The 24,761-nt window shown below is 38.5% G+C and carries 27 protein-coding genes; 23 read left to right on the top strand and 4 right to left on the bottom strand.

What is annotated here, in order from left to right:
- The first annotated feature begins 359 nt into the window (after positions 1-359).
- The 13 genes from I2484_RS13990 to I2484_RS13930 all read left to right on the top strand — a co-directional run bounded on the left by I2484_RS13990 (position 360) and on the right by I2484_RS13930 (position 16,295).
- On the top strand, positions 360-659 hold the full coding sequence (locus tag I2484_RS13990; RefSeq protein ID WP_207151655.1) for a TrbC/VirB2 family protein: 300 nt from the start codon (positions 360-362) through the stop codon (positions 657-659).
- A 125-nt stretch (positions 660-784) separates the two neighbouring features.
- Entirely contained in the window at positions 785-1,093 is a 309-nt protein-coding gene (locus I2484_RS13985; RefSeq protein ID WP_207151654.1) for a PrgI family mobile element protein, read from the top strand.
- Between the two features lie 30 nt (positions 1,094-1,123).
- Positions 1,124-2,083 (top strand): hypothetical protein, encoded by a 960-nt coding sequence (locus I2484_RS13980; RefSeq protein ID WP_207151653.1) that lies wholly within the window; start codon positions 1,124-1,126, stop codon positions 2,081-2,083.
- Positions 2,031-4,001 (top strand): VirB4 family type IV secretion system protein, encoded by a 1,971-nt coding sequence (locus I2484_RS13975; protein ID WP_255550383.1) that lies wholly within the window; start codon positions 2,031-2,033, stop codon positions 3,999-4,001. The genes I2484_RS13980 and I2484_RS13975 overlap by 53 nt, the downstream gene beginning before the upstream one ends.
- Positions 4,002-4,006: 5 nt before the next feature.
- Positions 4,007-7,231 (top strand): hypothetical protein, encoded by a 3,225-nt coding sequence (locus I2484_RS13970; RefSeq protein WP_207151652.1) that lies wholly within the window; start codon positions 4,007-4,009, stop codon positions 7,229-7,231.
- Positions 7,232-7,246: 15 nt separating this feature from the next.
- Positions 7,247-9,184, top strand: a complete 1,938-nt coding sequence (locus tag I2484_RS13965; protein ID WP_207151651.1) for a hypothetical protein — start codon at positions 7,247-7,249, stop codon at positions 9,182-9,184.
- Positions 9,185-9,210: 26 nt separating this feature from the next.
- Positions 9,211-11,343, top strand: a complete 2,133-nt coding sequence (locus I2484_RS21855) for an NlpC/P60 family protein (RefSeq protein WP_207151650.1) — start codon at positions 9,211-9,213, stop codon at positions 11,341-11,343.
- Positions 11,344-11,399: 56 nt separating this feature from the next.
- Positions 11,400-11,888, top strand: a complete 489-nt coding sequence (locus I2484_RS13955) for a hypothetical protein (RefSeq protein WP_207151649.1) — start codon at positions 11,400-11,402, stop codon at positions 11,886-11,888.
- 1 nt (position 11,889) lies between these two features.
- A complete protein-coding gene (locus tag I2484_RS13950; RefSeq protein WP_207151648.1) occupies positions 11,890-12,393 on the top strand; it encodes a hypothetical protein in 504 nt (167 codons plus the stop codon).
- A 264-nt stretch (positions 12,394-12,657) separates the two neighbouring features.
- The gene (locus I2484_RS13945; RefSeq protein WP_207151647.1) at positions 12,658-12,906 is read left to right on the top strand and encodes a hypothetical protein; all 249 of its coding nucleotides are present in this window, start codon (positions 12,658-12,660) and stop codon (positions 12,904-12,906) included.
- A 302-nt stretch (positions 12,907-13,208) separates the two neighbouring features.
- Positions 13,209-13,778 carry a site-specific integrase gene (locus I2484_RS13940; RefSeq protein ID WP_207151646.1) on the top strand — a complete coding sequence of 190 codons (570 nt, stop codon included), beginning with the start codon at positions 13,209-13,211 and terminating at the stop codon, positions 13,776-13,778.
- 153 nt (positions 13,779-13,931) lie between these two features.
- A complete protein-coding gene (locus I2484_RS21850; protein WP_207151645.1) occupies positions 13,932-14,597 on the top strand; it encodes a Fic family protein in 666 nt (221 codons plus the stop codon).
- 570 nt (positions 14,598-15,167) lie between these two features.
- Positions 15,168-16,295 (top strand): IS4 family transposase, encoded by a 1,128-nt coding sequence (locus tag I2484_RS13930; protein WP_207151644.1) that lies wholly within the window; start codon positions 15,168-15,170, stop codon positions 16,293-16,295.
- On the opposite strand, the gene I2484_RS13925 is transcribed toward I2484_RS13930, so the two are convergent.
- Positions 16,277-16,681, bottom strand: a complete 405-nt coding sequence (locus tag I2484_RS13925; RefSeq protein WP_207151643.1) for a hypothetical protein — start codon at positions 16,679-16,681, stop codon at positions 16,277-16,279. The two genes, I2484_RS13930 and I2484_RS13925, sit on opposite strands and share 19 nt — an antisense overlap.
- Positions 16,682-16,913: 232 nt before the next feature.
- On the opposite strand from I2484_RS13925, the gene I2484_RS13920 reads away from it, so the two are divergent.
- The 4 genes from I2484_RS13920 to I2484_RS22020 all read left to right on the top strand — a co-directional run bounded on the left by I2484_RS13920 (position 16,914) and on the right by I2484_RS22020 (position 18,659).
- Positions 16,914-17,558, top strand: coding sequence for a hypothetical protein (locus tag I2484_RS13920; protein ID WP_207151642.1), 645 nt, complete (start codon positions 16,914-16,916; stop codon positions 17,556-17,558).
- Positions 17,559-17,718: 160 nt separating this feature from the next.
- Complete coding sequence (locus I2484_RS13915) at positions 17,719-18,102, top strand: hypothetical protein (protein WP_207151641.1); 384 nt, start codon at positions 17,719-17,721, stop codon at positions 18,100-18,102.
- A 92-nt stretch (positions 18,103-18,194) separates the two neighbouring features.
- The gene (locus I2484_RS13910) at positions 18,195-18,473 is read left to right on the top strand and encodes a YhfM domain-containing protein (protein ID WP_207151640.1); all 279 of its coding nucleotides are present in this window, start codon (positions 18,195-18,197) and stop codon (positions 18,471-18,473) included.
- Positions 18,474-18,512: 39 nt separating this feature from the next.
- Positions 18,513-18,659: a DNA ligase-like domain-containing protein gene (locus tag I2484_RS22020; RefSeq protein ID WP_207151639.1), complete on the top strand. Its 147-nt coding sequence runs from the start codon at positions 18,513-18,515 to the stop codon at positions 18,657-18,659.
- Positions 18,660-19,691: 1,032 nt separating this feature from the next.
- Here the strand turns inward: I2484_RS22020 and I2484_RS22015 are convergent.
- Positions 19,692-19,790: a hypothetical protein gene (locus tag I2484_RS22015; protein WP_481886359.1), complete on the bottom strand. Its 99-nt coding sequence runs from the start codon at positions 19,788-19,790 to the stop codon at positions 19,692-19,694.
- Between I2484_RS22015 and I2484_RS13895 the strand changes: the two genes are divergently transcribed.
- From I2484_RS13895 to I2484_RS13870, 6 genes are all read left to right on the top strand, one after another.
- Entirely contained in the window at positions 19,766-20,326 is a 561-nt protein-coding gene (locus tag I2484_RS13895; RefSeq protein WP_207151660.1) for an AbrB/MazE/SpoVT family DNA-binding domain-containing protein, read from the top strand. The two genes, I2484_RS22015 and I2484_RS13895, sit on opposite strands and share 25 nt — an antisense overlap.
- Positions 20,319-20,885: a hypothetical protein gene (locus I2484_RS13890; RefSeq protein ID WP_207151637.1), complete on the top strand. Its 567-nt coding sequence runs from the start codon at positions 20,319-20,321 to the stop codon at positions 20,883-20,885. Before I2484_RS13895 ends, I2484_RS13890 begins: the two co-directional genes overlap by 8 nt.
- Before the next feature lie 14 nt (positions 20,886-20,899).
- Positions 20,900-21,457: a hypothetical protein gene (locus tag I2484_RS13885; protein ID WP_207151636.1), complete on the top strand. Its 558-nt coding sequence runs from the start codon at positions 20,900-20,902 to the stop codon at positions 21,455-21,457.
- A complete protein-coding gene (locus I2484_RS13880) occupies positions 21,457-21,726 on the top strand; it encodes a hypothetical protein (RefSeq protein ID WP_207151635.1) in 270 nt (89 codons plus the stop codon). The genes I2484_RS13885 and I2484_RS13880 overlap by 1 nt, the downstream gene beginning before the upstream one ends.
- A gap of 801 nt (positions 21,727-22,527) precedes the next feature.
- Positions 22,528-22,740: a hypothetical protein gene (locus I2484_RS13875; protein WP_207151634.1), complete on the top strand. Its 213-nt coding sequence runs from the start codon at positions 22,528-22,530 to the stop codon at positions 22,738-22,740.
- A 552-nt stretch (positions 22,741-23,292) separates the two neighbouring features.
- Positions 23,293-23,643 carry a hypothetical protein gene (locus I2484_RS13870; RefSeq protein WP_207151633.1) on the top strand — a complete coding sequence of 117 codons (351 nt, stop codon included), beginning with the start codon at positions 23,293-23,295 and terminating at the stop codon, positions 23,641-23,643.
- A 205-nt stretch (positions 23,644-23,848) separates the two neighbouring features.
- Here the strand turns inward: I2484_RS13870 and I2484_RS21300 are convergent, their stop codons facing one another.
- Both I2484_RS21300 and I2484_RS13855 read right to left on the bottom strand, forming a co-directional pair.
- Positions 23,849-24,571 carry a permease prefix domain 1-containing protein gene (locus I2484_RS21300; protein WP_218625011.1) on the bottom strand — a complete coding sequence of 241 codons (723 nt, stop codon included), beginning with the start codon at positions 24,569-24,571 and terminating at the stop codon, positions 23,849-23,851.
- The gene (locus I2484_RS13855; RefSeq protein WP_255550518.1) at positions 24,568-24,723 is read right to left on the bottom strand and encodes a hypothetical protein; all 156 of its coding nucleotides are present in this window, start codon (positions 24,721-24,723) and stop codon (positions 24,568-24,570) included. The genes I2484_RS21300 and I2484_RS13855 overlap by 4 nt, the downstream gene beginning before the upstream one ends.
- Positions 24,724-24,761: the final 38 nt, after the last annotated feature.

Raw genomic sequence — 24,761 nt, 5'->3', positions numbered from 1 at the left:
AAAGCCGAGTGTTGTCGATGAAATACTTTAGTCCAACCTATATATTAATAAAATGAGTTTACTAGACAGATACCCATATAGAAATTTTTGAAACAATTCATGTACCTAAGTAGTTACGATTTTATATTGTTTTTTTCACTCACTGGGTATTTTAGGATTGCTCAATCGCGAGAGTAGAAGCCATTGTTCCAGAAGGATTATTATGAATCATATTTATCGATTGACAATTTCCAGTGTGTGATGAATAATAATAAGAGATTTACATAATAGACTACAAAAGCGGAAGCACCGCAAAACGAGAGAAACCTCTCGTTTTGCGGTGTTTTTTTTTTTTTTTTCGGGGGGAGGTGAATGTCTACGTGAACGAACTTATGAATCGAGTTACACTTCTAACAATTAATGGATCAATTTACACTGGTGGTGGGAATAACGAAATCAATGCAGCTACCATGAAGATTATTAAAATGGTCGGAGGTATTGGTGGAGCTCTATTTACATTAGCGATACTAATTATTGCCATCTTCATTATTTTTGGGTCAATTTCTTCGAGACAAATTGGTACGGTTTGGAAGGCTCTCTTCTCTTGTATCGGTGGAGCTTTGTTATTCTACTCAGCGTATTTCCTAGCACCAGCAATTCAAGGTATTGTAGGTGGTTGATTATACGAAACTCGATAGATATATTGAATTTTGTCTTAGAATGAGGCTTTACAAAAAAAAGGAGTGGCGACTGTATAAGTCATCCACTCCTTTTTTATCAATATTAATTTAAGGACGGGACGCTCATGAATGAAATTGTGGTTCCAATTGATTTAACTGAGGAAGAAAAAACGATTCTTGCTGTATTGTCTGTACGTCAATTTATTCTCATTGTTCCTGCAGGCGTTTTCAGTATGATTCAACTACTTCTATTCAATCTACCCTTTGTAGATGGATTAGTAGATGTGGGTCTTAGGTTTATTATTTTTCTGGTGATTAATACAACGACGTTATCACTAGCTTTTATTAAATTAGACCGTCGTGACCAATATTTATCCGAGTTTATATTTTCAAAAGTTTTCTTCATGCGTAGTCAAAAAATATATAAAGCTTAAAGATCTTAAAGCAGAAGTTGAGGTGAAAAGATGTTTGACATATTTGTTATTTTTACAATCCTTGTTCTCTTTGTAGCGCTAGTATTTACGTTTGTTGCCAAGAAAAGAATGGATAATAATGAACCTGTATTTGGGTGGCGTCGAAAGCAGTTTCTTGAGGAACAACGCGAATCGGAAGGGGGAGCTGTTTCCCAGCCAGAAGAAAACGGAAAGTCAATTCTGAAGTTGAAAGGAAGGAAAAAGGGAGAGGTACAGGACCCTAATGTAGAAAGTATAAAAGATCTTTTGGAAGTCAATGACATCGAGTATGGGATCATTCATAAACAAAAAAATGAATACTCAATAATTCTTAGCAGTGACTTTGTAAACTTTGATTTGTTGAAACCCTCAGAACAGTTAGGGATTTTACAAGGATACCAACAGCTTTATAACGTTATAAATTTCCCGATTCAAATTTTGGGACAAGCTGTTCGACAAGACTTCCGGAAGGAACGAATTCGTTTTGAGGAGAATTTGAAGAAATGTAACCCTCAAACTAGAAAGTATAACATGGATGTTATTGAACACATTCAATCACGCACGATGGACGATTTCCGTATTTCTCTTCGTATTTATTATGTAGTGAACTACATTTATGAACCCTCTAAAATGGCGAAATTGAATAAAGAACAGCGAGAAAAAGTCATCATTGAGCAATTGTATATGCGTGCAAACATTGTGCGTCGAGCATTGCGAAGAGCGAAAATTGAGGCGGAAATTCAGGATTCTCTTCGCGCAATGGAAGTATTGAAGCGAGCTATGAATCGTGACCGGACTGTTTTACACCCAATTGAAGACCTGGCGGAAAAAGAGAAAATGGCCGCATTCGTAACGATGGATCCATCCGCCGTTGCAGGCTTTGTAGATTTAGTACACGAACATGAGGAGGCGTTAGAAGTTGTTCAAACTGAAGAAGAATCCGAAAAAGCCCGTGATGCCGTTACCAGCTGATGATGAGCTAGAATTATCGTTTCCGTCGTTAGTGGATAATGCGATAAATGAAGGTATTAAGTTTTCGACTGACTTTTTTGAAATTCAAACGGGAATTGGCAAAAAAAAGTACGGTCGTTCGTTTTTTATTAAACCTAGTGGGTATCCGCGAACGGTACGTATTAATTGGCTGGAGGGCCTATTTTTGGGAGATGACATGGATTGTTCCGTTCATATTGAACCGTTTGAAAGGACGGACGCGGTTAGGAAATTAAAAGATAAGATTGACCAATTAGAGGCCGTCATCATTTCCGCCCAAAAAAATGAAAATCATGCTCGTTTAGACGAGTCGCTTCAGAAACTTCGCGATACAAAAGGACTTCGCGACCAGATACGAAACAACGAGAACGGACTTTACTATGTCAGTATTTCTGCAACGATATACGCAGATACATTGAATGAGTTAAATGACAAAAGTGTTAGTATCGAAAGGTCGCTGGCTGCAGAGTCTATTGAACTTGTAAACAGCTTTGATCGACAAAAAGAGGGGTGGCTCTCAACATTACCTCTTGGTCAAAACTATTTAAATCGTTCGTACCGTAACCTTGATCGTATGGCACTAACAGCAATCTTCCCACACTCATCCTCTAAGTTAAATCACACTGGCGGAATGCCAATCGGTGTATATGGGAACGAATATATCTATTTTAACAACTTCGATTCAAAACTAAACAATTATAATGTTGGGATATTTGGTGAATCGGGTGCCGGTAAAGGCGTATTCGTTAAGCAACTCATTGGTCGCGGGGCTATGGATGGAATTGAAAAAACGGTCATCATGGACGTTGAGCCTGAGTATGTAGCCCTAACACATGCTCTTGGTGGTGTTGTTATTGAAATTCGAAGTGATCTGACAGCGCAAAACGTAAGTCGCATCAATCCCTTGGATATTTACGTAGAGAAAGAAATTGTCAATCGTTATACAGCTGATGAATATATCGTTGAGAAAGTAAACATCAACGAGAAAGTAAAAGAGGGCATTGAATTCTTTAAAGTTATGAAGGAGTCGGCGTCCCCGCAAAACGCACATTTAACGCCCCAGGAACTCGGCGCATTAGATGATATCCTTGGCGATGCATATCGCAAACGTAACATTACAGAAGAACCGGAATCATTGTATGAGCAATTAGAGTCGGTAGATGAAACCGGAAATATTGTATTTAAGAGAAAGTACATTAATATGCCACAGATATCCGATGTGAAAAATGAGATTGATAGAAGAATAGAAGATGGAGACCAAGGTTTAGATGATTTAAAACATGTTGTTGGCTTATTCGTTGAAGGGAAAGCGTTTGGAATGTTCGATTGTCAAACGCAAATTGTAAATACTACTGGTGTTTCGATTGATGACGCACCCATTGTTAATTTTGATATTAGTAGGCTGTCTAAAAATGGAATTGAACGTCCGCTTGCGCAACATGTCCTTATGACGTGGATTTGGAATCGTTTTATTTTAAATGATCCGAAACCTAAAAAACGTGTGATACAGGATGAGGCGTGGATGATGCTCGATTATCCTTCGATGATGACCTTTTTCAAAACCTTATCTGCACGAGGACGTAAGTGGAACGTTTCATTAACGCTCGTATCACAACGATATGAAATGTTTGACCGTTCGAAAGAAGCGCAGGATGTGGTTGCACAGTTAAATACAGTCGCATTTATGAAACAGTCGGATCAGGACATTGAACCTATCTTACGAACATTCCGATTTGCGGATGATGTAGGACAGATGATAAGAACCGCAGAAACAGGTGATGTCATATTGAAGGCCGGCAAAGAGATCGTTTCTTTTCAAAGTCAGCCAACGCCGTCTGAATGGGCATTTATCAATACGAATCAGAACGTGACAGCGGAATCCTTGATTGCAGGTAGGTGAGGGGAATGGGTAAGAAAATACTGTTTCTATTTGTTTTATGTTTTGTATCTATTTCTGGAGTCACCTTTGCGGCAGAAGAATCACCCTCTTTAAGTGGATTTACTTGTTCTAAAGGTGGTTTTTTCTCCGAAGAATTTAATGACGAAGTAGAACGATATAAAGAAGACGATGCGAATATGGCAGAAAAGTTCATGACGAGTCAATTGCAAAATCTCTGGAACATCGGGGATGTCAATGGCCTGTCTACTCTCGTGTTTGGTAACCCGTATTGTGTATGGGCAGATAATGCCTTTACAGATGAAAGCAAAATCGAGATGGCACCTGATGGTATTTTCACAGCTGTTGAGAGAGAAAAAATCATAAATCCGGTCTTGAAAATGTTTAGTGTTGTTTATGTAGCGCTCATGACACTTGCAATGATGATCTCAGGACTGAAGTTAGGTTTTAATTCAGTACGTGGGCGTGGTATTAGTGATTTTAGTGAAGACATGAGAATGTGGTTGCTATCAATATTCTTCATTGCTGGATACGGTATCATCACGAACATGATTTTTGAGTTAAATGCTGCCGTAGTACTTAGTTTTAAATCACTCTTAGAACAACAAGGTGCCAACCCTGAGTCGTTTTCTATTATGGCATCATGGCATGACCTTGTAGGTATAGGTAGTGGTGGAATTCCAATCTTAAGTCTACTTATTGTGGTACTTGCTGAATGGATTTTGGCGATTGTTTTAAATTTTGTCTATATAGCAAGAAAAGTAATTGTGTTAGTCCTTCTGATTCTTGGGTTTGTTGCGGGTTACAGTTTGTTATTCGCACGGACACGGGCGTTCTTTGGAACGTGGATGCGAGAATTACTTGGAAATGTATTTTTACAGAGTATCCATGCACTTCTCTTATTTGGAATGGCGATGTTTGCATCCCAAGGTGCATCGACGATCTATAAATTAGGCTTAATGATGATGTTTATCCCCTTAACGGGCATGATCAGCAAATGGCTAAAGATTGGTGATAGTTCATCCAAAATGGGTTCTGCGTTAACGATGGTCGGCTTAGGTGGTGTAATGTCTACGATGATGTTGACCAGCCAAGCAGGGAATCTTATGCGTGGTGGAAATATGAACGGGGGTAACAATTCTCTGTTATCAAGTAGCTCTGCAAGAAGTGATTCTGCTTTTGGTGGGACAAGTATAGCTGCAGCAGGTGGAGGTAATGATGCATCCATCACTTCTATCTCCACAAACGCTTCCGGAGCTAGTTCGGACAGTTGGATGAATTCGAAAAACACGTTATCGAATATCGGAGGTGCTATTTTCGGTACCGCCGGAATGGTAGCAGGACCTGGAGGTGCAATAGCGGCTGCTAAAGTTGGGAAATCTCTCACTTCGGCACTGGTTCAAGGTCCTCGAAATATGGTGTCAGGCGCTCAAAGTGCAATGAACATTTTGCAATCCGCAAAAGGGTATAACGATGGTGCTGGCAATACTGGATTTACATCCATGATGGGTAACCTCGGTGCACGTCGTGCCTATTTTGGCAATATGGGAGAAGCGCTTGGAGCGATGGTAGGTAAGGGCGGCGCAGGGCGGAACATTGGATTAGCAATGAGTGGTGTTTCAAGACAAAGACTTCTAGGGACTTCATTAGCAGATGGCGGTCGTGGAATGTTAACCGATTCATCTGGTAGTGTTCTGCCTACTACTATGGCGAGTTTGTCTAGACAGTACCCTGGTGCTAATATGCAATATGTTCAAACAAACCAAGGTTCATCTATGTGGGTGCAAACACCGAATCAAGACTGGCAACAAGTTGGACTTACAGGTGCGGCGGATCCGCTGATGAACAATGGTGAAGCACGTGTAATGGATTATCAACTTGCGCAAGCAAATACGTCTTACGAATTACAAGGTAATGGTTCCTATAGAGCAAGGATGAATGAACATCTATCAATGGATACTCAAAACCCCCTGTCAAGTGGAGGTAGCAGTATAAATAGTCCGATTACGAGTCCAATAGGTGGTAGCACTATTAATAGGCCAAGCGCTCCGTTTGTGCCATTAGCGTCAACAGCTATTCCAGGAATGAACACGCCGATTACGGCACCGTCTTTACATGGTAATTCAGCAGTGTCCCGTTTGAACTCGATTACAGGAAGCCCGCTTTCAAGTAATCCAATGGGAACACCGCAATCGAACTTGGGAAATTCAGTATCAAGGAATGGAATTCCAATTGCGGGTCTTCGTAGCAACGGTACAAGTGCTCCGATTGTGCCAATAGCATCAACAGCTATTCCAGGAATGAATACGCCGATTACGGCACCGTTTTTAAATGGTAATTCGAAAGTGTCCCGTTTGAATTCGATTTCAGGAAGTTCACTATCAAATGCTTCCTTACCGATAGGATCAGCACAGCCGAGTTCGGTAAATCCAATGTCAATGATTACACCGGGAACTGTAACGATGAACAGGAGTCCAATGCCTGCATCAGCTTTACAGACAGCAGCATCTGGAAGTATGGGTTCAATGAACAGAAGTCCGCTTTCAAATACTTCCTTACCGATAGGACCAGTACAGCCGAGTTCGGTAAATCCAGTGACAATGAATACACCGAGAACTGTAACGATGAACGGGCGTCCAATGCCTGCATCAGCTTTACAGACGGAAGCACTTGGAAATATGGGTTCAATAAACGGAAGTCCGCTTTCACGAACTGCCATGCCGATAGGGTCATCACAGCCGAATTCGGTAAGTCCAATAATGAATAGTCCGAGAAATGAACCGATACAAGGGAATCCAATGCACGGATCTCCGGCGGCAGCAACAAACATTATAGGTCCAGGTCAGCAGCCGAATATACCGCTGACAAACTCAAATCCTTTAACCGCAGCATCGGGTCTACCTGGTTCGACACCACATGTAATGCGTACTTCGAATGCATACACGGTAGGAGTTGGTGGGGATGGAACGATTACACAAAACACGCTTCGCACAGTTAATAATACGAACTCGGTAAGGCTGTCGGATACTGGTTTTAAAGCCGACCGAATTAATCCGGATGCATTTATTGCACATCATGTACCGGGCATGGATAACCGCACTTCGGGTGACCGTGTTGCAGATCAAGTTAATGGGGCACAAGAATCGGTTTCTCAATCAAAAGCAAAAGTGAAAAAGTCATGGTCTATGGCTGCTCGAGAAGGAAGTAAAGAAAGAAGTACTCGTATTAGTTGATGGGCGGGTGATGGTTTGAGAAAAGGTGTATTAATCCTTCTGCTCTTCTTTTTTCTCATCCCCTCTACATCGGTTTTTGCAGAGGTGAATACATCTGATAATAATTCTTGCTCTCCTGTTATGTCGGATGAAAAAAAAGATAGTGTTAAGAAGTTTTTAGATAAAGATGCGAGTTTACAAGAATCGTATGCGATCAATATAATCGAAACTTTCTGGAATGCGGTAGGTATTAATACGCTGGATACTTTAGTGTTCGGAAACCCCTATTGCATCTGGTTCGATAATGAACCGGAATTGATATTTGGTATGTTTCCTGCTGAACAAAAGGAAACAATGATAGACCCCATATTTTCACTTTTTACTGGCTTATATATGCTTGCTCTGATTATAGCGATCATGATTTCTTCGCTAAAAGTTGCATACGAACCACTTGGTACAAACAAGACAGAGTTCCGTGAAGATGTTTACATGTATATCGGCACGAGCGTCCTACTAGCGGGTTTTTGGCTCTTAGCTGAACAAATCTTTTCTATTAATTGGGGAATAGTTAGTGCGTTTCGCTCTATGCTTACTGCGCAAGGTATATCTCTAGGTGAACCACTGATTGTTGCGGCACAAGATGATTTTAACTTTACAGATATCATCATCATGCTTGCAGAGTGGTTTATCGTTTTGTTCCTGAATTTCGTCTATATGATGCGAACATTTATGATCACTATTTTATTAGGACTTGGCGGACTTGCCATATTGTCCTTGTTGTTTACGTCATCACGTTCTTATTTTGTCACGTGGATACAAGACTTCTTGGGTGCAATATTTATGCAATCCGTACATGCAATCTATTTATCGGTAGTTCTCCTGTTTGTTTCCACGCTTAATGGTGAGGCGGCAATATTCTTTAAATTGTTACTCCTAATAATGTTCATCCCTATGTCAACGATGGTAATGGGATGGTTAAATTTGTCCTCTGGAACGGTTTCTACAACGTTAGGAATGCAAGGAGTTAATTCCATTGCGTCTGCCGCACGCATGGCCAGGATGGGCAAGGGGAAGATGGGAAACAACAAGTTACCTAATAGTAAGGTTCCTGACTATGCCAACCTTAAAAAGACGCAACTCTCAACTACCGCTAATGGTGCAAACTCGAATGCTTGGGTTTTTGCTAAGTCGGTATTTTCGAAGTCAGGAATGGTGATTGGGGCGGCAGCAGGGAGTGTATTAGGACCGGGCGGAATCATGCTTGGTGCTGGGATGGGTGGAACAGCTGCAAGTGGTTTATTGCAAGGGTCACGAAATCTCGCAGGTGGTGTTAAAGGAATCACCGATACTATGAAATTGGCTAAAACGGATGGGATGAAAAATACATTAGGCAACCTACAAAGCAGGCGAGCCTTTTTTGGTAATCTAGGGGAGTCTACTGGATCAATGGTTGGTATAGGTGAGTTTGGTCGAAGTGTTGGACATGGACTAAGTGGTGTTTCAAGGCAACGTCTTTTCCATTCTGATGAAGCAGGCGGTTTCGCAGGTAAAACATTTGCTGATGTCGCAAAAGAACACCCAGGCGCTAAAGTGTCCTGGATGCAGACGAATGCTGGTAGTGGTTTTTATATGGAGGATAACGGAAAAATGCGTGCCATTTCCCCGCTTGGCGCTGCAGATCCTACGTTGGCAAAAGGAGAAACCCGTATGATGGATTATCAATTTAATCAGATGGGGTATCAACCGGATGCAAATCAACAGTATTCTTTGTCAGGCGGAGGCATTGAACCTATGACACGTCTTTCAGATCCTTATATCAAAGGAGCCGGGGGGCATTCGATTCAAGACCCACGTATGAAAGCAAACGAGATGTCGCCTGATAGTTATTTCAAAAATAGCATGGCAAATACGGAATCTAGGGGCCTTTCAGATCGGGTTGCTGACCGAGTTGCTCGTCATCAAGGGTTCGTGTGAAGCGGTGTTAGAAAGGGGGACATGCAGTGAAAAAGGATAGTCAGGATATTGGTAAAGGGATGTTAGATGGAATAGGAACTGCCGGTAAGACCGCGATGCGCGGTAGACGAGCGATGCAAATGGCTGGAGCTGGTGCAAAAATAGCGGCTAAGGCTTTACGCTTTCTTTTAACGAAAGTGATTGCGGTAATCGGAAAGTCTTTGTTAGCATTTTTGGGGCCAATCGGTGTTCTCGTCTTAACTATCATTATTTTACTACTATTAGTGGTTGATAGTATCAGCGTATTTGATATTTTCCAAAAATCTGCCCAACGTGAAAAAGTTGAAATACTATTTGATGAAACGGTATTAGATGTAATGAAGAGTCGAAATGAAGAAGGACCCGCGGAGATACGGGAGACGCTCCGGGGTACACATGTAGAATTTCCTTATCCGCCTATAAGTGAACAGTGGTTATATCAACTTGGCGAATCGATGAAAATTAGTCACGCTGTACCTTCTATGCATCATTACTATAAAAATCTCAAGAATGACAACTATAAGCCGTGGCATGGAAAATTTAAGGATAAAGATATAACGACTGACGCACAGCGAGAAAGTGTCCGTGTTGAGTTCGAGAAAATAATTTCGGATGATTTCGATTACTTTTTTGAGAGTGATGCCTATAGACCTTCATTTGTATGGGCTACTGCACCAGAAGAAAAGAAAGAAATTCATACGGTCACTGTCTGTACGGACGAGGAAGGAAATACAACAACTTCGGAATCCACAGAATTTGTACCATTACCAAGTAGAGAAATTGTTTCGAGTACGACATTACTTTACAACACGGCAACAATTCCTTATAAAGACCATGTAACAGAATGGAACGACGCAGGTTCTTCTAGCTCAGGGAATTGTTCGACTACAGTTCAAGACCGATATCATCTTTATATTGTAGATGATAATGCAATGCCTGTAATTGATTTCAGTCCGTTGGCTTTAGTTGAGTTTATGACCGTTACTGCTCCTGAAGGAGAACTAACGAAGTTAATTCGACCAGTGGACATTGAGTATGTCCTTGAACTTGCGAAAGAGGTCGATCCCGCATTTCCAGATGTAAAAATGGATTTTGCCGCCTTTATTAAATGTAGTAAGAAAAATGACATTCTTGTCTGTTTAGGCCAACTTGATATCACAGGTGATATTGGTTATGGAGGTACAGTAACAGGAATGTGGTATCCAGCGAACTACATGGCGATATACATGGCAGCGGGCGAGAAATACGGAGTAGATTGGTGGATATTAGCTTCTATTCATGGACAAGAAACAGGGTTTAGTAGTAATCCTGTAGCGACGGATCCCTCCAAAGGTTCTAAAGATAAAAATGGTAATTTCATAGGCGCAGTTGGGCACATGCAGTTTATGCCACTGACTTGGGTTGGCTGGGGAATCGCCAATGACCCCAACTTTGAAACGACTCGGCTAGGCAATATTGTGGGTAGTTTAGACGTTATCAAAGAACCGAAAAACATCGCAAAATACGGAGGATATGGAGTAGACGGGGATGGGGATGGTATTGCTGATCCGTGGAATCTGCAGGATGCGATTTTCTCGGCTGCAAACTATATAAGTTCTAATGGGTACAAACTAGGCAATGAAGAATCCATTCGTAAAGCGTTATTTCGATACAATATGGACCAGTCCTATGTGTCTCAGGTGTACAACCGTGGGAAGATGTTTGAAGGGAATATGGTAGATGGAGATGTCGGTTCTCAACGTCAAATGATTATAGATGCAGCCATGACATGGGTTGGGAACTCTCGATATGTTCTAGGAGGCGGACGGAGCGATAAAGATATTAGAAATAAAATTTGTGATTGTTCGTCGTTTGTTGTTTGGGCGTATGCCCAAGGGGGTTATGATTTAGGGAAACCTGTTAATACATCCACGCAAACTATCAAAACAAAAGGGCGTCGGGTAACTGTTAATGAAATGAAACCAGGAGATTTGCTTTTCTGGACAACTATGAGTTATGCAGATAGCCACGTAGGTATATATATCGGCTCTGGAAAATGGGTTGGCTGCAACACCTCTTCAGGTGTCGCCGTTACCAACGTCGACCATCCAGCGTATTGGAACTCTAAATTTAGTGGACATGTTCGGAGTATTATAGATTAAGATACTAGCGGCTTGGACATGGATGTTCAGGCCGCTAGTTTAAAAGGAGTGATACCATGAAAAAAATGATTTTTGCGGTTATTTTTATTGGGCTTGTCTTCTTTGGATTTAGGTACCTCCAAAGTACATTAACAGAGCCAAAGAGTGAGGTTAACATGAATGATGATGAACAAGTTCAATATCTTGAAGAAATGAATGAAATATCAGGCGAGGGTTTGCAAGACACCATTATGACTACACTGAAACAATGTTTTGAAATGGCGTATGCCTATAAGACTTACTCCTGTCTAGGAACGATGATCACTGATGAAGAATTCATGTCATCAAATGACCTTGATATGGATGAAAAGGGCGAACGTTTATATAATATGCTCAGCAACGATAAACCCATCATTGAAATGAATTATGAACGTTCCAATGAATCTACAGAACTGAATGGATTGTTTGAAGTTAGCTTCCTATTACTTCAGGAAAGCGAACTTCTAGTCTATCAATTCAACGTAGAAGAAACCGAGGTAGTAAAAATTACGAAAGGGGGATCTTGACATGGATAACCCATTGGATGCACTCAATCTCAATGAACTGCTTTTTACGTTTATTCGAGTAATTCAAATGGTAATGGTGCCGTTGTTTGGGATTATGGCACTAATCGGGCTGTTTCTATTCTTGTATTCTTTTAAGAATCCGATTAAACGACGTGCCGCCTTTCTGTTTTGTGTCTTTTCACCGATTGGCTTTGTTTTCTTTCTACACGGTGCACCTCTCTTGGATTATTATGTTTATTCATCTCCAAATACCAATGATGGAGGTCAAGGGTTAGTGGTCATGGTAAGTTGGGTAGAGAAATTCGGCGCACCTGTTTACACTATATTTGACTATTTAATGAAGCCTTTGTTGGTTTCCCTACTCATTATTGGACTTGGATTTTTACATGGGTCAGGAAAATCACCAGGTTTGAAGCGATTGGGGACGGGTGTTTTAATAGGTGTTCCTTTTCTGTGGTTCCTTCTTAAGCTCGGACCTACTATTTACAATATATTTCTATCATAGTTCTCTGGCCTGTAACTTAAGCGGTAATTTGCGCTGTATTTAAGCGTTATTTTACACATCCAACTTTAAAAACCCAGCTACCTTCACATGTGAAGAACAACTGGGTTTTTTAATTATTTACATCATCATCTATAGAACTATTCTAATCGGTTTAGGTTTGTTTACCTGACCGTCTTAAGCGGACAAAAAAGGGAAAGCCATCTTCATCGGAGAGGCTTCTTACGTTCTAAAATATAGATATAGACAATACGGAAGGTTGATAAAATGGAATTAGTAGAACCACCGAGTAAAGAAATTAACCTTAAAAACAAAGAATTAAATCAAAAAGGAAACTATATTTTTGCCTTGTCTGATTCTGAAAACTTGGATAACAAAGTGTATTTCATGACATTTTTTCAAGATGGTAGTGTTTACTTTCAATATCCTGATAAACATAAATTAGAGTATATTTCAAAAGAAAAAAATCCTGAATTACTCAAAGAACTTAAGGATTTATTAGAAATAACTTATTAAAGAGTTTCCGAACTATTCATAGCGAATACTTTAATATAAAGAATCAATAATTTAACATGCAATAAGATGAATCTGGTATTTGTAAAAAATCAATCTAACACAATAGAAATATGTTAGATTCACAAAAGCAGCCTCATCCCTTGATACATAAGGGATGAAGCTGTTTTTTAGCCTTGCATTTTTTTCATTGCTCATTTGAATCTAACTTAATGTATGTTAAAATTAGCTTAAGTTAGATTGGTGTTTGTACATTAAAATGCGTGAGGAGGTGTATTCCTTTTGCGTAATGGGATACTGAACATATGAAATTTGTTGAACCGATACGGGATCTTAAAAAGATTAGCAGCATGAAAAAAATCCTTTTCGCGCAAAGCGAGAGGAACTATCTTTTATTTACGATTGGTATCAATTCACCCTATCGCATTTCTGATTTAATTAGGGTGCAATTCAAACATGTACTAGATCCTAAAAACAGCGTGCGTTCGCACTTGATGTTGATTGAACAAAAAACCGGGAAGGAAAATAAGGTCGCCCTTTCCAAAGGCGTCAAAAAAGCGATCGAGGCGTATGCTGACCAGCATTATGAGGGGGATCCCGAAGCCTATTTATTCAGAAGCCGTAAAGGGACGAATCAAGCGATTAGTCGGGTCCAGGCCTGGACAATTATGAGTGATGCAGCGAAAGAGTTAGGTCTTGAAAACATCGGGACGCATTCCCTTCGAAAAACGTTCGGCTACCATCAGATAAAGAGAGGGACCAATATTACGCTCTTGATGAAGATGTTTAACCATAGTTCCGAGAGTGTTACGTTACGGTATATCGGCATCACACAGGACGATATGGATGCAGCTGTTCAAGCCCTGGACCTTTAAGGTCATCCATCAGAATGATTCTTAACGTGTGAACTGTATACTAACAATAAAGTCTGTTGAAAATGATAGGTTCAGGGAAATTTTATTCGAAGTAGACCGTTTCCAGTAAAATAAAGGTGTTTAAAAATGTAGAGTAAAGATGGAGGGGTAATAGTGACTATTTCAAATAAGTACAACCTTAATGAACGTGAATCGAAGTTTTTATTAAAGAAAAGTGTTATTGGCCTGATCCATTCAGCTTCACGCTTAGAAAAGGTGAACACAACCTTTCCACAAACAAAAACAATTGTAGAAGGGATGAGTGTAAGTGGAATTAGCATGGATGATGTCCAGGTTATTCTCAATCTCAAAAATGCGTATCAATATGTATTGAAACTACCTAACGATACTACATTTAATCTGATGACAGCTTGTAAAATAAACAGTTTTATATCCTATAATGAATCACTGGAATGGGGCGTTTTACGAACAGGGAATGTAGGAATACACGGGGTTGACTACACACCTACAATTCCAATTGAATCAGAAGTAGTCTCTACAATTAATGGAATTAGGGGTAGCCAAGGCTCACTAACATACAAAGCCTTGAAGTATATGTATTATGCCATGCGAACACAACTATTTTGGGATGGAAATAAACGTACAGCAATTGTCTCTGCAAACGCAATTATGATGTTAAATGGCTTAGGAATCGTTAATATCAGCGAACAGCAATTAGAGCATTGGAATCAATTGTTATCAGAGTTCTACGAAACGAATAATGATGAAAAAATCATTCAGTGGACATATGATAATTGCGTTCACGGAATTGATTATTGATGTGCTGGGCAGTTCGAATATATTAAGTAACTGTATTGTCATTTAGGGGCTACAGCTACTACAGGGCCAAGGAAAAGAGACGTAAAATCGCGCAAAGAATCGGCTGCCTTTACAGGGCAGCTTTTTGTGCGCTTGGCAGCGCTTTTCTCTAACGGGTGAAAGTCCCTAACATGCCGTAGTGGCGGAAATGTATAGCTGATTGGTAGTGCAGATGATTATTATCTTAACAATAAAAACAACTCTTAAGAAACGATTTTGTAAGTTGTATTAACGATACTACCTTTTACCGTGTAGTGCCACTTAGTAAGAAAATACTATTTCCTATACTTAACTAACAACTAGTTTTCATCTAAAATATTTTGTTCATTCGTATTCGGGGGAAACAATGATCTTAAACAGATAATGTCATCTAAACCTGATGGAACCTGTGAGAGACCGAAGTTAACTACTTAACTATCAAGGCACGCGTGTTGATTAACTAAGTTCTTCCAATAAAATATATACAAAAAGAGAGCGCCTCTTGTAAAATGTAAGTTACCACACCAACATTTACGAAAAGAGGCATCTCTCATGAACAAGAATACCACGCTTCAAACATTGGTTCAAAACTTTCTTTCTGTTGATGAAATTCAAGCTATTTTAAAAGAATTTGGATACGTTGAAACAGCTCGTAAATGCACGGTTTCCGTGCTCATTTCTTATCTTGTCACAGCCGCAGTGAAAGAGTGGAAAAGTTTAAGATACTCGGCGGATTTAGGTGCCAGTGTCGGTCTGGTTTCAGTCGACCATTCGTCTCTTTCGAAGCATTTAAAGAAACTTGATTATGCAATCATTAAGCGTATTTTTGAAGTAATCGTGGGCAAGTTGAACCGCGCCGCGCGTCGTAAACTAAAGATGCCAAAAACGCTTTTGTCTATTGACTCAACGACAATTACTGTAGGAAAAACACGCTTGCCTTGGGCACTTTTTCACGGTGAGCGCGCAGGAATTAAACTGCATGTGGGCTTTACGAATGAAACGGCAATGCCCCTAAAAGTCGTTGAAACGATAGGTTCGAAAAATGATGGTCCAATTGGAAAAGAGCTTGAGGACAATCGTTTTATTCTCGTGGGTGACCGTGCTTATTTTTCGATTGAAAAGATCGATCTTTACGCAGGAAATGGCCAAGATTTTGTTTTTCGTTTAAAGGACAACATCCAATTAAATCGAAAGAAATCGTTGAAAGGCAGTCGTTCCAAGGAGTCTAATGTGATAGCTGATTTTACATGTACATTAGGAACACCGCAAAAACAAACAAAAAAACGCCATCGTGTCGTTCAGTTTGCTGATTATGAAGGCAAAATATTAAGTGTTGTCATAAGCCTTCAGAACGTGACAGCTGAAGAAATTGCCGACATGTACAAATCCCGTTGGGCAATTGAAACATTCTTTCGTTGGATAAAGCAAAACTTAAACGTTCCGGTATTATTCGGCACGACAGAAAATGCAGTGTTTAATCAGCTATTTCCTGCATTAATTACGTATGTTTTACTTAAATTTCTTCATGTGCACGGAAGTAAAGAAGAGAACTGTAAACGCTTGTCATTCGCAGGGTTCCATCGCCTGCTTCTTTGTGATGACTTACCAATCGAATGGTGCATCGGCATCAAAAAAGTAATGGGACGGCAAAGGCAGATTTATCACGTCGGAGCTGCATAATTATGGTTAATCAACACGCGTGCTATCAAGGGTATTAATTCTGAGTTATTGTCCCATTTTATGATTGCTTCAATCTCAGAATTCTCGCTTGAAGAAGTACAGCCAACACACCCATTCCTACTTCGTGGCATTGTAAAAACCCCATTTTCTTCTAACGAAGCGCTTCCTTCCGAATTAGAAATGGAGTATTCTAACCCCTCTGGGATCGGGGCATTGCCTATATTTCTAATGTTTCCAATGGTTCCACGATAATCATTACTATTTTCGACTTCATAGTGTATGCTCCAATTCTCACTTTCTCCGAAAAATGTAAGATGTTTTTGAGTCCAAGCAGATAAAAGAGATATACCGAAGATTATCAAAATTCCAGTTTTACTAATCTTCATTTATAACACCCTTTCCATAGGACCTTTCTACTTGAGATTATACTCCTGAAATTACTAAATATAAAATTTTTATTATATTCATAATATTTGACTATTATTTCGAATTACAATATTGTTATATTATGCCTATTTGTAAATATTTCAAAGAGGAGTTGGATAAATATAGAGATATGATGGGAGATGCTATTGATAGGCTGTGGTTAGATTATTTAAAATAAAAGGAGGAAGAGACATGAAGTTCAAAGTTTTCACAACCTTTCTACTATCTGTAATCATCTTTTCCACAACTGGGTTTGCTACTTTTGCAAAAACAACTGTTGAATCAGACAGTAATATCGAACCTGTCATAATTTACATGACAGAAGAAGAAATCGATGAAGCACATAAAAAACAGGCAGAGGAAGAACTTCTCAAATTGAGGTCTGCAAAATCATTAGATGATGAAAGTGAAATAACTCCTTTCAATGATCCTGGCGACTATAAGATTGAATATGGCACTAAAGTGACTCGTAGCGCAGAAGGCTTTGCGGGAAATCAACCATCTGGAGGAGTAAGATTTCCAACATTGGGAGGTTTCTACCATTCTGACAGTGGCGGTCCTACTGTATCACTTAATGTAAGCTTCCCACCACCTTATTCTAGTCTAAGTATGAGCGTTCCATTAGGTTCTTCTGCTTCAAGCGGTTACTTTGTTAATGCGCCTAATAAAACAGACTATTTCAAACTGAGTGTTATAAAGAATTACTCAATTCAACCTTATAACACCTATCAGTGGACTTACGATTATAATAGTGGATTCTATTACTGGAAGCTCATCTCACAAAATCATTCGAAAATTCTTGTGTCAGTTGCTCCTTATGCAAAAAAGGTAAATTGATTACAGTTCTTAAAAGAGGATTCCATTGGAATTCTCTTTTTTATGGGAGCTTGACCGGTGATATATGTTTATATCGTTTTATATCATGTTTACTTGCATATCAAACACTTACTTATCTATAATAAATTGTGGAGATATACGAAGTGAAAGGATGATGGGATTGAGAGAGAGATTTATTTCAGTTATTATTCTTAGTATATTTTGTATTATTCTATCTGCTTGTCAAAAGGAAAGGGAAGTGTTAAACCATCTTGTTATTAAAAATTCTTCTGTTGAATTTGGTTCACTGCAAAACCCCAATGATAAGGAATTACATTTCCGCGTACAAATTAACGATTATGGATTGGAACCAGAGCTAGAATACAATGTCAGATTTATAATACAAAATACCGATATTCGTGATTGGACCGGCATGAATGAAATTGAAGTTCTTGAAACATACAAAACTCAGACTTTTCCTAATGATGGAGTAAGGGGAATTGTTACAGGTAGTTCTGTGGAAATAAGTAAAGAATTTTCTATAGATGAAAAAAAAAAACTATAGAAAAGGAAGAAGCAGTTATTGTTGAAATTTACGATAAGGAACAGACAATTGATCGAAAAGTTGTTACGACTTTTGTAGAAAACATTAAGCCTTTGGTTAAAATTAATTCACAAGCTAAAATGGAAAATATTGAACTAAATGAAGCAATTGAAGTAGCAATATTCGTTAAGGCAGTCAAAGATTCAACGAAAGAACAAGGGATTTCTGCTATAGAGTATCCGAAGTATATATTCAAACTTGACGAAGAAGAATGGTTCCTTTGGGCTACAGAGGATACTGGAAGAATTATGAACGTAAAAGACACTTACACCATCTATTTACTTTCGGATAGTTCATTAAAAGAGATTAAAGAATTTATTAATAAGAATTAAATATCGTAATCAGAGTAAAATTAAAAGTATACTGAGACAATGCCTGTTCATTTTTCTGCTTTTGATGTTCTTTACATTAATGGTGTATTCGCAACCGGGAAAACACTATCTGAACGAATTGATATTCTAAACTCTATAGTGACCAATACCTCTACCATATCTTCCTCTTCTAGTGGGAGAAGATAAGGATTACATTTATCTAGTTCCATTAGTTAATGTGAAGTTAAATACCAATGCTTGTCGAAAAAAGGATTTATGAGAAGTGCAAGCTTTCAAAGATTTATTGTTTAGTAACTTAAATTTCAGATGACTATATATTCAAATAGTAAATAGCTGCTTATCCTTTTGAGGTAAGCGCCAAATAGCCCCCTCCTTACAATAGAGGGGGGCTTGTATTATCATTTTGTTGAATATGTTTGAACAGGGTATACTCAAATTGCACACCCCAGAAGTTAGAGTCCAAATCTAACTTCTGGGGTGTTTTATTATGGCTAAATTTAGTGAGTCTTTTAAACTGATGGTTATGAGGAGTATCTGGATGGCCCGCCGGGGTATAAACTTCTAGCACGTACGGCATAAATTCACATGCACAGGTTTTAGGACGTACTGCAGGTCGTTGACATCGCTGAGTCTTCCTATCATTATCATATCAATCGAATCTAGGCGGATAACCCTGAATCTAAGGATAAACTGGCCAAGATTAAGCTTCCACTTTCCCCAGAACAAATCCAAATATCATTCAACAACTGAATATAAAAATCGGGGAATATTTTAGGTAGAACCGAGCTAAGCATACGAATGAACCACAAGAAAGTTCCATCATGATGGAACTAGGATTGGATCCGTCTGTAGCTATAGTTTCCATCGTTCTCCTCGAAGGTGGATTGAATCTTCTCTTCCAACTCCTGAGTCATTTCGATCAAAGGCGCTTGTTCCCTCAAATCAGCAACAAGATGGATTTCTGAGAGAAAGAAAAAAGTCTCGATCCTAACTTGAATTTGGAAAAGAGCTTATCAGTCATCAATCAGAACTTAAAAGCTTAGAAGAAGGTAGTGAGAAAGCTAGGGAAGCTATAAAACAATTTACTAAAGACAATAAAGAATTTCGAAAAGGTTGGAGCTGAAAAAAGTGTAGTGAACCAAAATCTATTAATGAATGCTTATAAGTCCTTTGTTGAGCTATTGAATAACTATTCCGGCTAACAACAGGAAGCTATTTTTAGTTGACAGGATACTGAATATTCTTTATGATGTAGAAAAGTAAGGAAAACGTAAGGAGTGGAGTTGACCAAAATGCGTATAGCAGCGTCTTTAACATCAAAGGGGCAAGTGACGATACCAAAGATTGTTCGTGATTTCTTACATGCTGATACTGGAGATAAAGTTGATTTCCAAATTGATCATATTAATGAGTGTGTTCATATGTACGGACCCCAGAGTCTAAGTGATTGTTTAGCGTGTGAGGGCAAGGGAGTCCTGGTCCAGTCGAAGAAAGAGTGTTTCCTATGTCTAGGTAAAGGAACGATTCCTAACGGCTTTAACCCCATGCAAATGATTGCTCGATGGCGGCAGCAATATGACATTGATATAACGCCTACATTGTTAGAGGATGAACTATATTCAGAAGGCTTGTATATTCCTTGGATTGAAATTGCTCACCCTTCTTATGTTAAGAAAGATTTACGGAGGGTGAAGGATTCATTATTGATCTACCTGTTTCTTCAGTTTGTTGTTCATGATAGAAATACATTAAAACCTGGTGAATTTGCTTACTTGACGCATCAACTCAAAGAGAGCCCATTGAAAGGTAAATTGAACAACATCTTTCGAGTAGCGGGTGAAACGAATGCATAGTGACTATCAAGCAATTGCAGAGCGTTTACAGGCCGCATTTCCTGAAGGCACCCTTCAAACTGGTAAGTCAGTCTACATCCCTGTGCAAGCATATATTCGACGGTTAGAGGAGGCGGCACAGGGGCAGTGGTCTTGGAAACTAGTTGAAAATCCACAAGTGCAAGAGTTAGAACAAGCAGTTGTAGTTCGTGGTGAATTAACAATAGCCGGGGCTACCCGAAGTGGGATGGGCTTTAGTTTATATATCCGTGATAGTTCAGTACGAAGTGTATCGGCTTATAAGAACGCGGTCAGTGCTGCAGAGTCAGATGCTATACGCAACGCTTGTGATAAGTTCCTAATGGGGTGGGTTGACTTAGCGCCTCACCGAGATTGGGGAAAAAACCCTGGTGTCGGTCTTCCTAGTACTGAAAAAGTAAATCCAGGTGCTCGTCTATGTACTAAATGTATGAAATCACTAAAGGGCGAAGACGAACTATTCCTAGAGTTGCATTCGGTTCGCCTTCCGTTTTGTTTAGATCATGTCCCTGCTCACTTTCACAAAAAAAATGAGGTATGAAGAGGATGAAGAAAATGAAAACATATCCAACGTGTTCACTATGTACCCATTTTGAACCCAATAAATCTACTTGTACACTGCTCCAAAAAGAAACCAAACCATTGAATCAAGAATACCCTGCAGGTTGTGTAGAGAATGGCCATTTCATTAGAGATATAAATGTCATGCTTGATAGTTACCATTTCTTCGCTGCTAATGAACCTGTTCCATCGAATTTTAAAATTGATATTTCTCGACTACCTACAGATAAAATAGGTACGCCTTTGTTTGTGATGACGAAACGAGGTATGGAGCGGGCGATACCAGCTTATCCCGAATTGACTTTGAAGGGAGATATGTTGTTGGGTGTGCACAAGGCGCATACGTATCAAGGTCAAAGGGAGCTTATTTCTGATTTGGGTGTAGAAGTCGCCCAGGAAGTCGCGAAAGGTCGAGGTGTTCGTCTAATCATTTTGAAAGATGAAATTGGTTCAACCGTTAAGCCTGAAGAAATCCAGCGCTTTCGAATGTACCAGAAGCCGAGAATAAAAACGACCAATTCATGGGCATTAAAAGAAGGGGAGGATTGGTGATGGACAGAAATGACGTTCGCACGAATATACGTATCCGCTTGTCTAAGTTTTGGCGACATCATAACCAAAATGGCATCGAACAATACCATCGATCTATAGAGGGATGGGAAACGACCTGGGATGGAAGCGTGTTAAGTCTATTCCTAAAAGAAATGAAGATTGCCGAAGTAAATAAAGGCGATATTTATCTGTCTGAGACAGTCCACTCATACTTCGATATACCCTTATGTTTCTTAGAACTAGCAATAGCGCAAAGTTCTAGAATGTGATATAATTCTATTAAGAAATAAAGGAATTAAGCATTTCTTGACCGCAACTAAATATTTTACTTATGAACGTAAAAGTTGGAAGAACCACTTTCGGAAACCGAAGGTGGTTTTTTGTTTATTCTGGGTGTAATAACATTATATATAGTTTTGGAGGAGGAATATGATGTCAAGAGAAACAAAGCGTTATATTGAGAAGGCCCCTCAGAGGTACAGGGTGATTGGGTACAGTGTCAAACCGAGTATTGAAGAAGAAAGAATTCGATTTAATATCAAACTATCTAAACATGCACCATTAGATGTTACACCGTTTTTGAGTCAAATGACATGCGTTAATTTGTAATGTTTGCGTGGCAGCAACATTAATTTTTCATACAAGAATTCGAACTAGATGCTGTTTTAGATAAATGGGATATTACGGGAAAAATAGATAATAGCATGTTGAAGAATAGATTGAGGCATCCATTAGAAACTGTGGCTATAAGATAAGACTGCTCAGATTATGAGGATGAGGTATTCATGTCTTCGGTTCATCAATAAAAATACTCTGTAAAAGAGCCATCACGCAAAAGACTAGCACGTGTTACTGTAAAAAATTTGACGAAGCGCCCACTGCGTTGCCTAAGCAAAGAATAAAGAAACGCCTTGCGCCGCGGAAGAAGGGGTCCAATTCTGTAATCAACTATTCGCCATCGAGCGAAAATTAATAGATGTCAGTCCTGATGAACGCCATAAAGAACGGTTTGGTCGCAAATTTTTATAGTCTTCAAATGGTTAAACTAACATAAGAGAGCGTGAAACTATATGACAGTAGAACCCAAAATAACAAATATAGCTGAATTTAATGAAATTAATATTCTAGGTGTACCATTTGGTTACAAATTTGAAAAAAAAGGAGATAAAAGTACACTATTAATCCTACCTATTCCAGAACAGTTAAATGAATATAATAATGCTGTAGCTATTTTTAGTTTTGAAACAGTGGCTTTATTAAAAAGTAAGTATTTTTTGGTATAAAGCAAAGAAGTGGTATGTTAGGAGTTCTTTACAATACATTTGTAGATAAATTAAATGAGGAAAACAAAGAATTAGATGATTTATTAACTCTTCAAGCGGTTCATGCGGATATGGTGATTAAATTAGGTACATTTTTAGAGGATTTCGCAGGTATGTGCGTAGCGTGTACAAAGTATAAAATGAACAAGTAGATATTGCAGAGACATTTTTAGCATACGGGAATCCAATAGGCTTTTATAGTTCTATTATTACGTCAATGACAGGAAAAAGACAAATCAAAAAGATTTTTTCACTCCCAGAATCAAAAGGAGATATAGAAAAGATTTTTAAGGATATAACTGACGAAGAAGTTAATCTAATTTACAGAGCAGTTCAAAACAGTGTTGAGAAAATTAATGATAGATTAATTAATATTTCTAGTGCAATCCTTAGGAATTCAGACGAAGATGTTACATATATTATGATTTGTACAATAAACTAAAGCATGGATTTTCTCCTATATACTTATTTGTGAATTCGAAGATAACCACTTTAGAAGGTATTTCTTCTGATATGTCTAATGAAGAGTTGGAGCAGGTTATTATTGAGTATTTTTTTAATAATTTCACGATTATGCACGATAAGCTAGTAGGGCAAAGAACAGTAGAAGAGGAAATAAAATACGCTGAAACTAAGAGGGCTACACCAACATTTACTTATCAAAACATTAATAGTAAAACAGCTAATGATATAAAAAACGTTACAGGAGATATAGAAAGTTTATATCTTTACCTAATGAAAAAATATTTGCCGATGGCTGAAAATAATAATGGTTTAGTTCTTTTAATGACTGATGAATATATGAGTAGAGATGAAATCAAAAGAGTGGTAGAAATAATTGATAATGTCGATAATTACAAGTAATTATCAGTTTCGTATTGTTATTAAATGGTATTAATATCAATCATTAGGTGTTTGAAAGGAGTGCAGTTACTCTGTAGTGTTGTGCACCCCTTTTTTTATTTCCTTTATAAAATCACATAATTCTAAGTCCAAAATGTCAAAAATTGATACATTGATCGTACCAAGGAGGTGCTGCGTTTGGATATGAGTTGTTTGATTGGGGGGCCTACGCAAAAGCTTTCAAGCGATTCCGATTATAAAAACGAACTACACCCCAAAGAATAATTAAACCACCTGAAATAGCAAAGAAAACATAATAGAGAAACTCATATTTCAGATAATCGTAAGTTTTATATTCCCATTCCACATACCAATTAGCATTGTCATTTCCGATATTACTCTGTCTCATCATACGAGATTCCCCGTTGCCTTCTTTTCCTTGAGTAAATAATTTTTCACTTGTCTTTTTACCATCTACCTCAGAATCCTTTATGAATGCGAAATAACTAATATTGTCAAACCACTTTGAATTCCGTTCAACCATTTCTTGTAAGGCAAGTTCATCTTCAGAAGTGAATTCACCTTTCGTTTGATATGATTGTACCAAATTATCCATTAAATCTAAGGTCTCACTGTAAGTTTTGTCCCTCATAAATAAACTAACCGAAACAACTAAACCTACCAAAAAAAATATAACTGCTGAACGTAATAGCCATTTTGCAAACTTTTTTTGAGATTGAAACTTTGTTAATAACCCTCTTGTAATTTGTTTTTCATCTCCGAATCTATCTAAAGCAATAGAAACTGCTTCTTGCTCTGACTTTCCTTCTGCTTTTAACTCTTCAACAGTTTCTAATAAATGTGAACGCATTTCTTTTTTCAACTCTTTTGCTTCTTTCCCACTTAAATGAGAATATACAGTATTGACAAATTGATCAATTTGTTTCACAACTTCTCTCCTCCTTCTAAAAATAAGTCAATAAGCTTTATTACAAATCTCCATTCCTTTCGTTTTTCTTCAAATCCATCTTCACCACGTGGTGTGAGTTTAAAATATTTCCATAGTGAACCTCTTTTGGTATAGAATGTGAAAAATTTCATTCTCCTTTAATAATATCAAGACTATTATAACTTATTGT

The organism is Sporosarcina sp. E16_8, assembly GCF_017347095.1.
Taxonomy (GTDB): Bacteria; Bacillota; Bacilli; order Bacillales_A; family Planococcaceae; genus Sporosarcina.
Note: the sequence above shows the minus strand (reverse complement) of the source record. Positions and strands in the feature narration are given on the sequence as shown.

Coding starts and splice junctions, on each gene's coding strand:
- I2484_RS13985 (WP_207151654.1), top strand. CDS start 785: ATGAATGAAATTGTGGTTCCAATTGATTTAACTGAGGAAGAAAAAACG.
- I2484_RS13980 (WP_207151653.1), top strand. CDS start 1,124: ATGTTTGACATATTTGTTATTTTTACAATCCTTGTTCTCTTTGTAGCG.
- I2484_RS13970 (WP_207151652.1), top strand. CDS start 4,007: ATGGGTAAGAAAATACTGTTTCTATTTGTTTTATGTTTTGTATCTATT.
- I2484_RS13955 (WP_207151649.1), top strand. CDS start 11,400: ATGAAAAAAATGATTTTTGCGGTTATTTTTATTGGGCTTGTCTTCTTT.
- I2484_RS13950 (WP_207151648.1), top strand. CDS start 11,890: ATGGATAACCCATTGGATGCACTCAATCTCAATGAACTGCTTTTTACG.
- I2484_RS13945 (WP_207151647.1), top strand. CDS start 12,658: ATGGAATTAGTAGAACCACCGAGTAAAGAAATTAACCTTAAAAACAAA.
- I2484_RS13940 (WP_207151646.1), top strand. CDS start 13,209: ATGAAATTTGTTGAACCGATACGGGATCTTAAAAAGATTAGCAGCATG.
- I2484_RS13930 (WP_207151644.1), top strand. CDS start 15,168: ATGAACAAGAATACCACGCTTCAAACATTGGTTCAAAACTTTCTTTCT.
- I2484_RS13925 (WP_207151643.1), bottom strand. CDS start 16,681: ATGAAGATTAGTAAAACTGGAATTTTGATAATCTTCGGTATATCTCTT.
- I2484_RS13920 (WP_207151642.1), top strand. CDS start 16,914: ATGAAGTTCAAAGTTTTCACAACCTTTCTACTATCTGTAATCATCTTT.
- I2484_RS22020 (WP_207151639.1), top strand. CDS start 18,513: ATGCCTGTTCATTTTTCTGCTTTTGATGTTCTTTACATTAATGGTGTA.
- I2484_RS13895 (WP_207151660.1), top strand. CDS start 19,766: ATGCGTATAGCAGCGTCTTTAACATCAAAGGGGCAAGTGACGATACCA.
- I2484_RS22015 (WP_481886359.1), bottom strand. CDS start 19,790: ATGTTAAAGACGCTGCTATACGCATTTTGGTCAACTCCACTCCTTACG.
- I2484_RS13890 (WP_207151637.1), top strand. CDS start 20,319: ATGCATAGTGACTATCAAGCAATTGCAGAGCGTTTACAGGCCGCATTT.
- I2484_RS13885 (WP_207151636.1), top strand. CDS start 20,900: ATGAAAACATATCCAACGTGTTCACTATGTACCCATTTTGAACCCAAT.
- I2484_RS13880 (WP_207151635.1), top strand. CDS start 21,457: ATGGACAGAAATGACGTTCGCACGAATATACGTATCCGCTTGTCTAAG.
- I2484_RS13875 (WP_207151634.1), top strand. CDS start 22,528: ATGACAGTAGAACCCAAAATAACAAATATAGCTGAATTTAATGAAATT.
- I2484_RS13870 (WP_207151633.1), top strand. CDS start 23,293: ATGTCTAATGAAGAGTTGGAGCAGGTTATTATTGAGTATTTTTTTAAT.
- I2484_RS13855 (WP_255550518.1), bottom strand. CDS start 24,723: ATGAAATTTTTCACATTCTATACCAAAAGAGGTTCACTATGGAAATAT.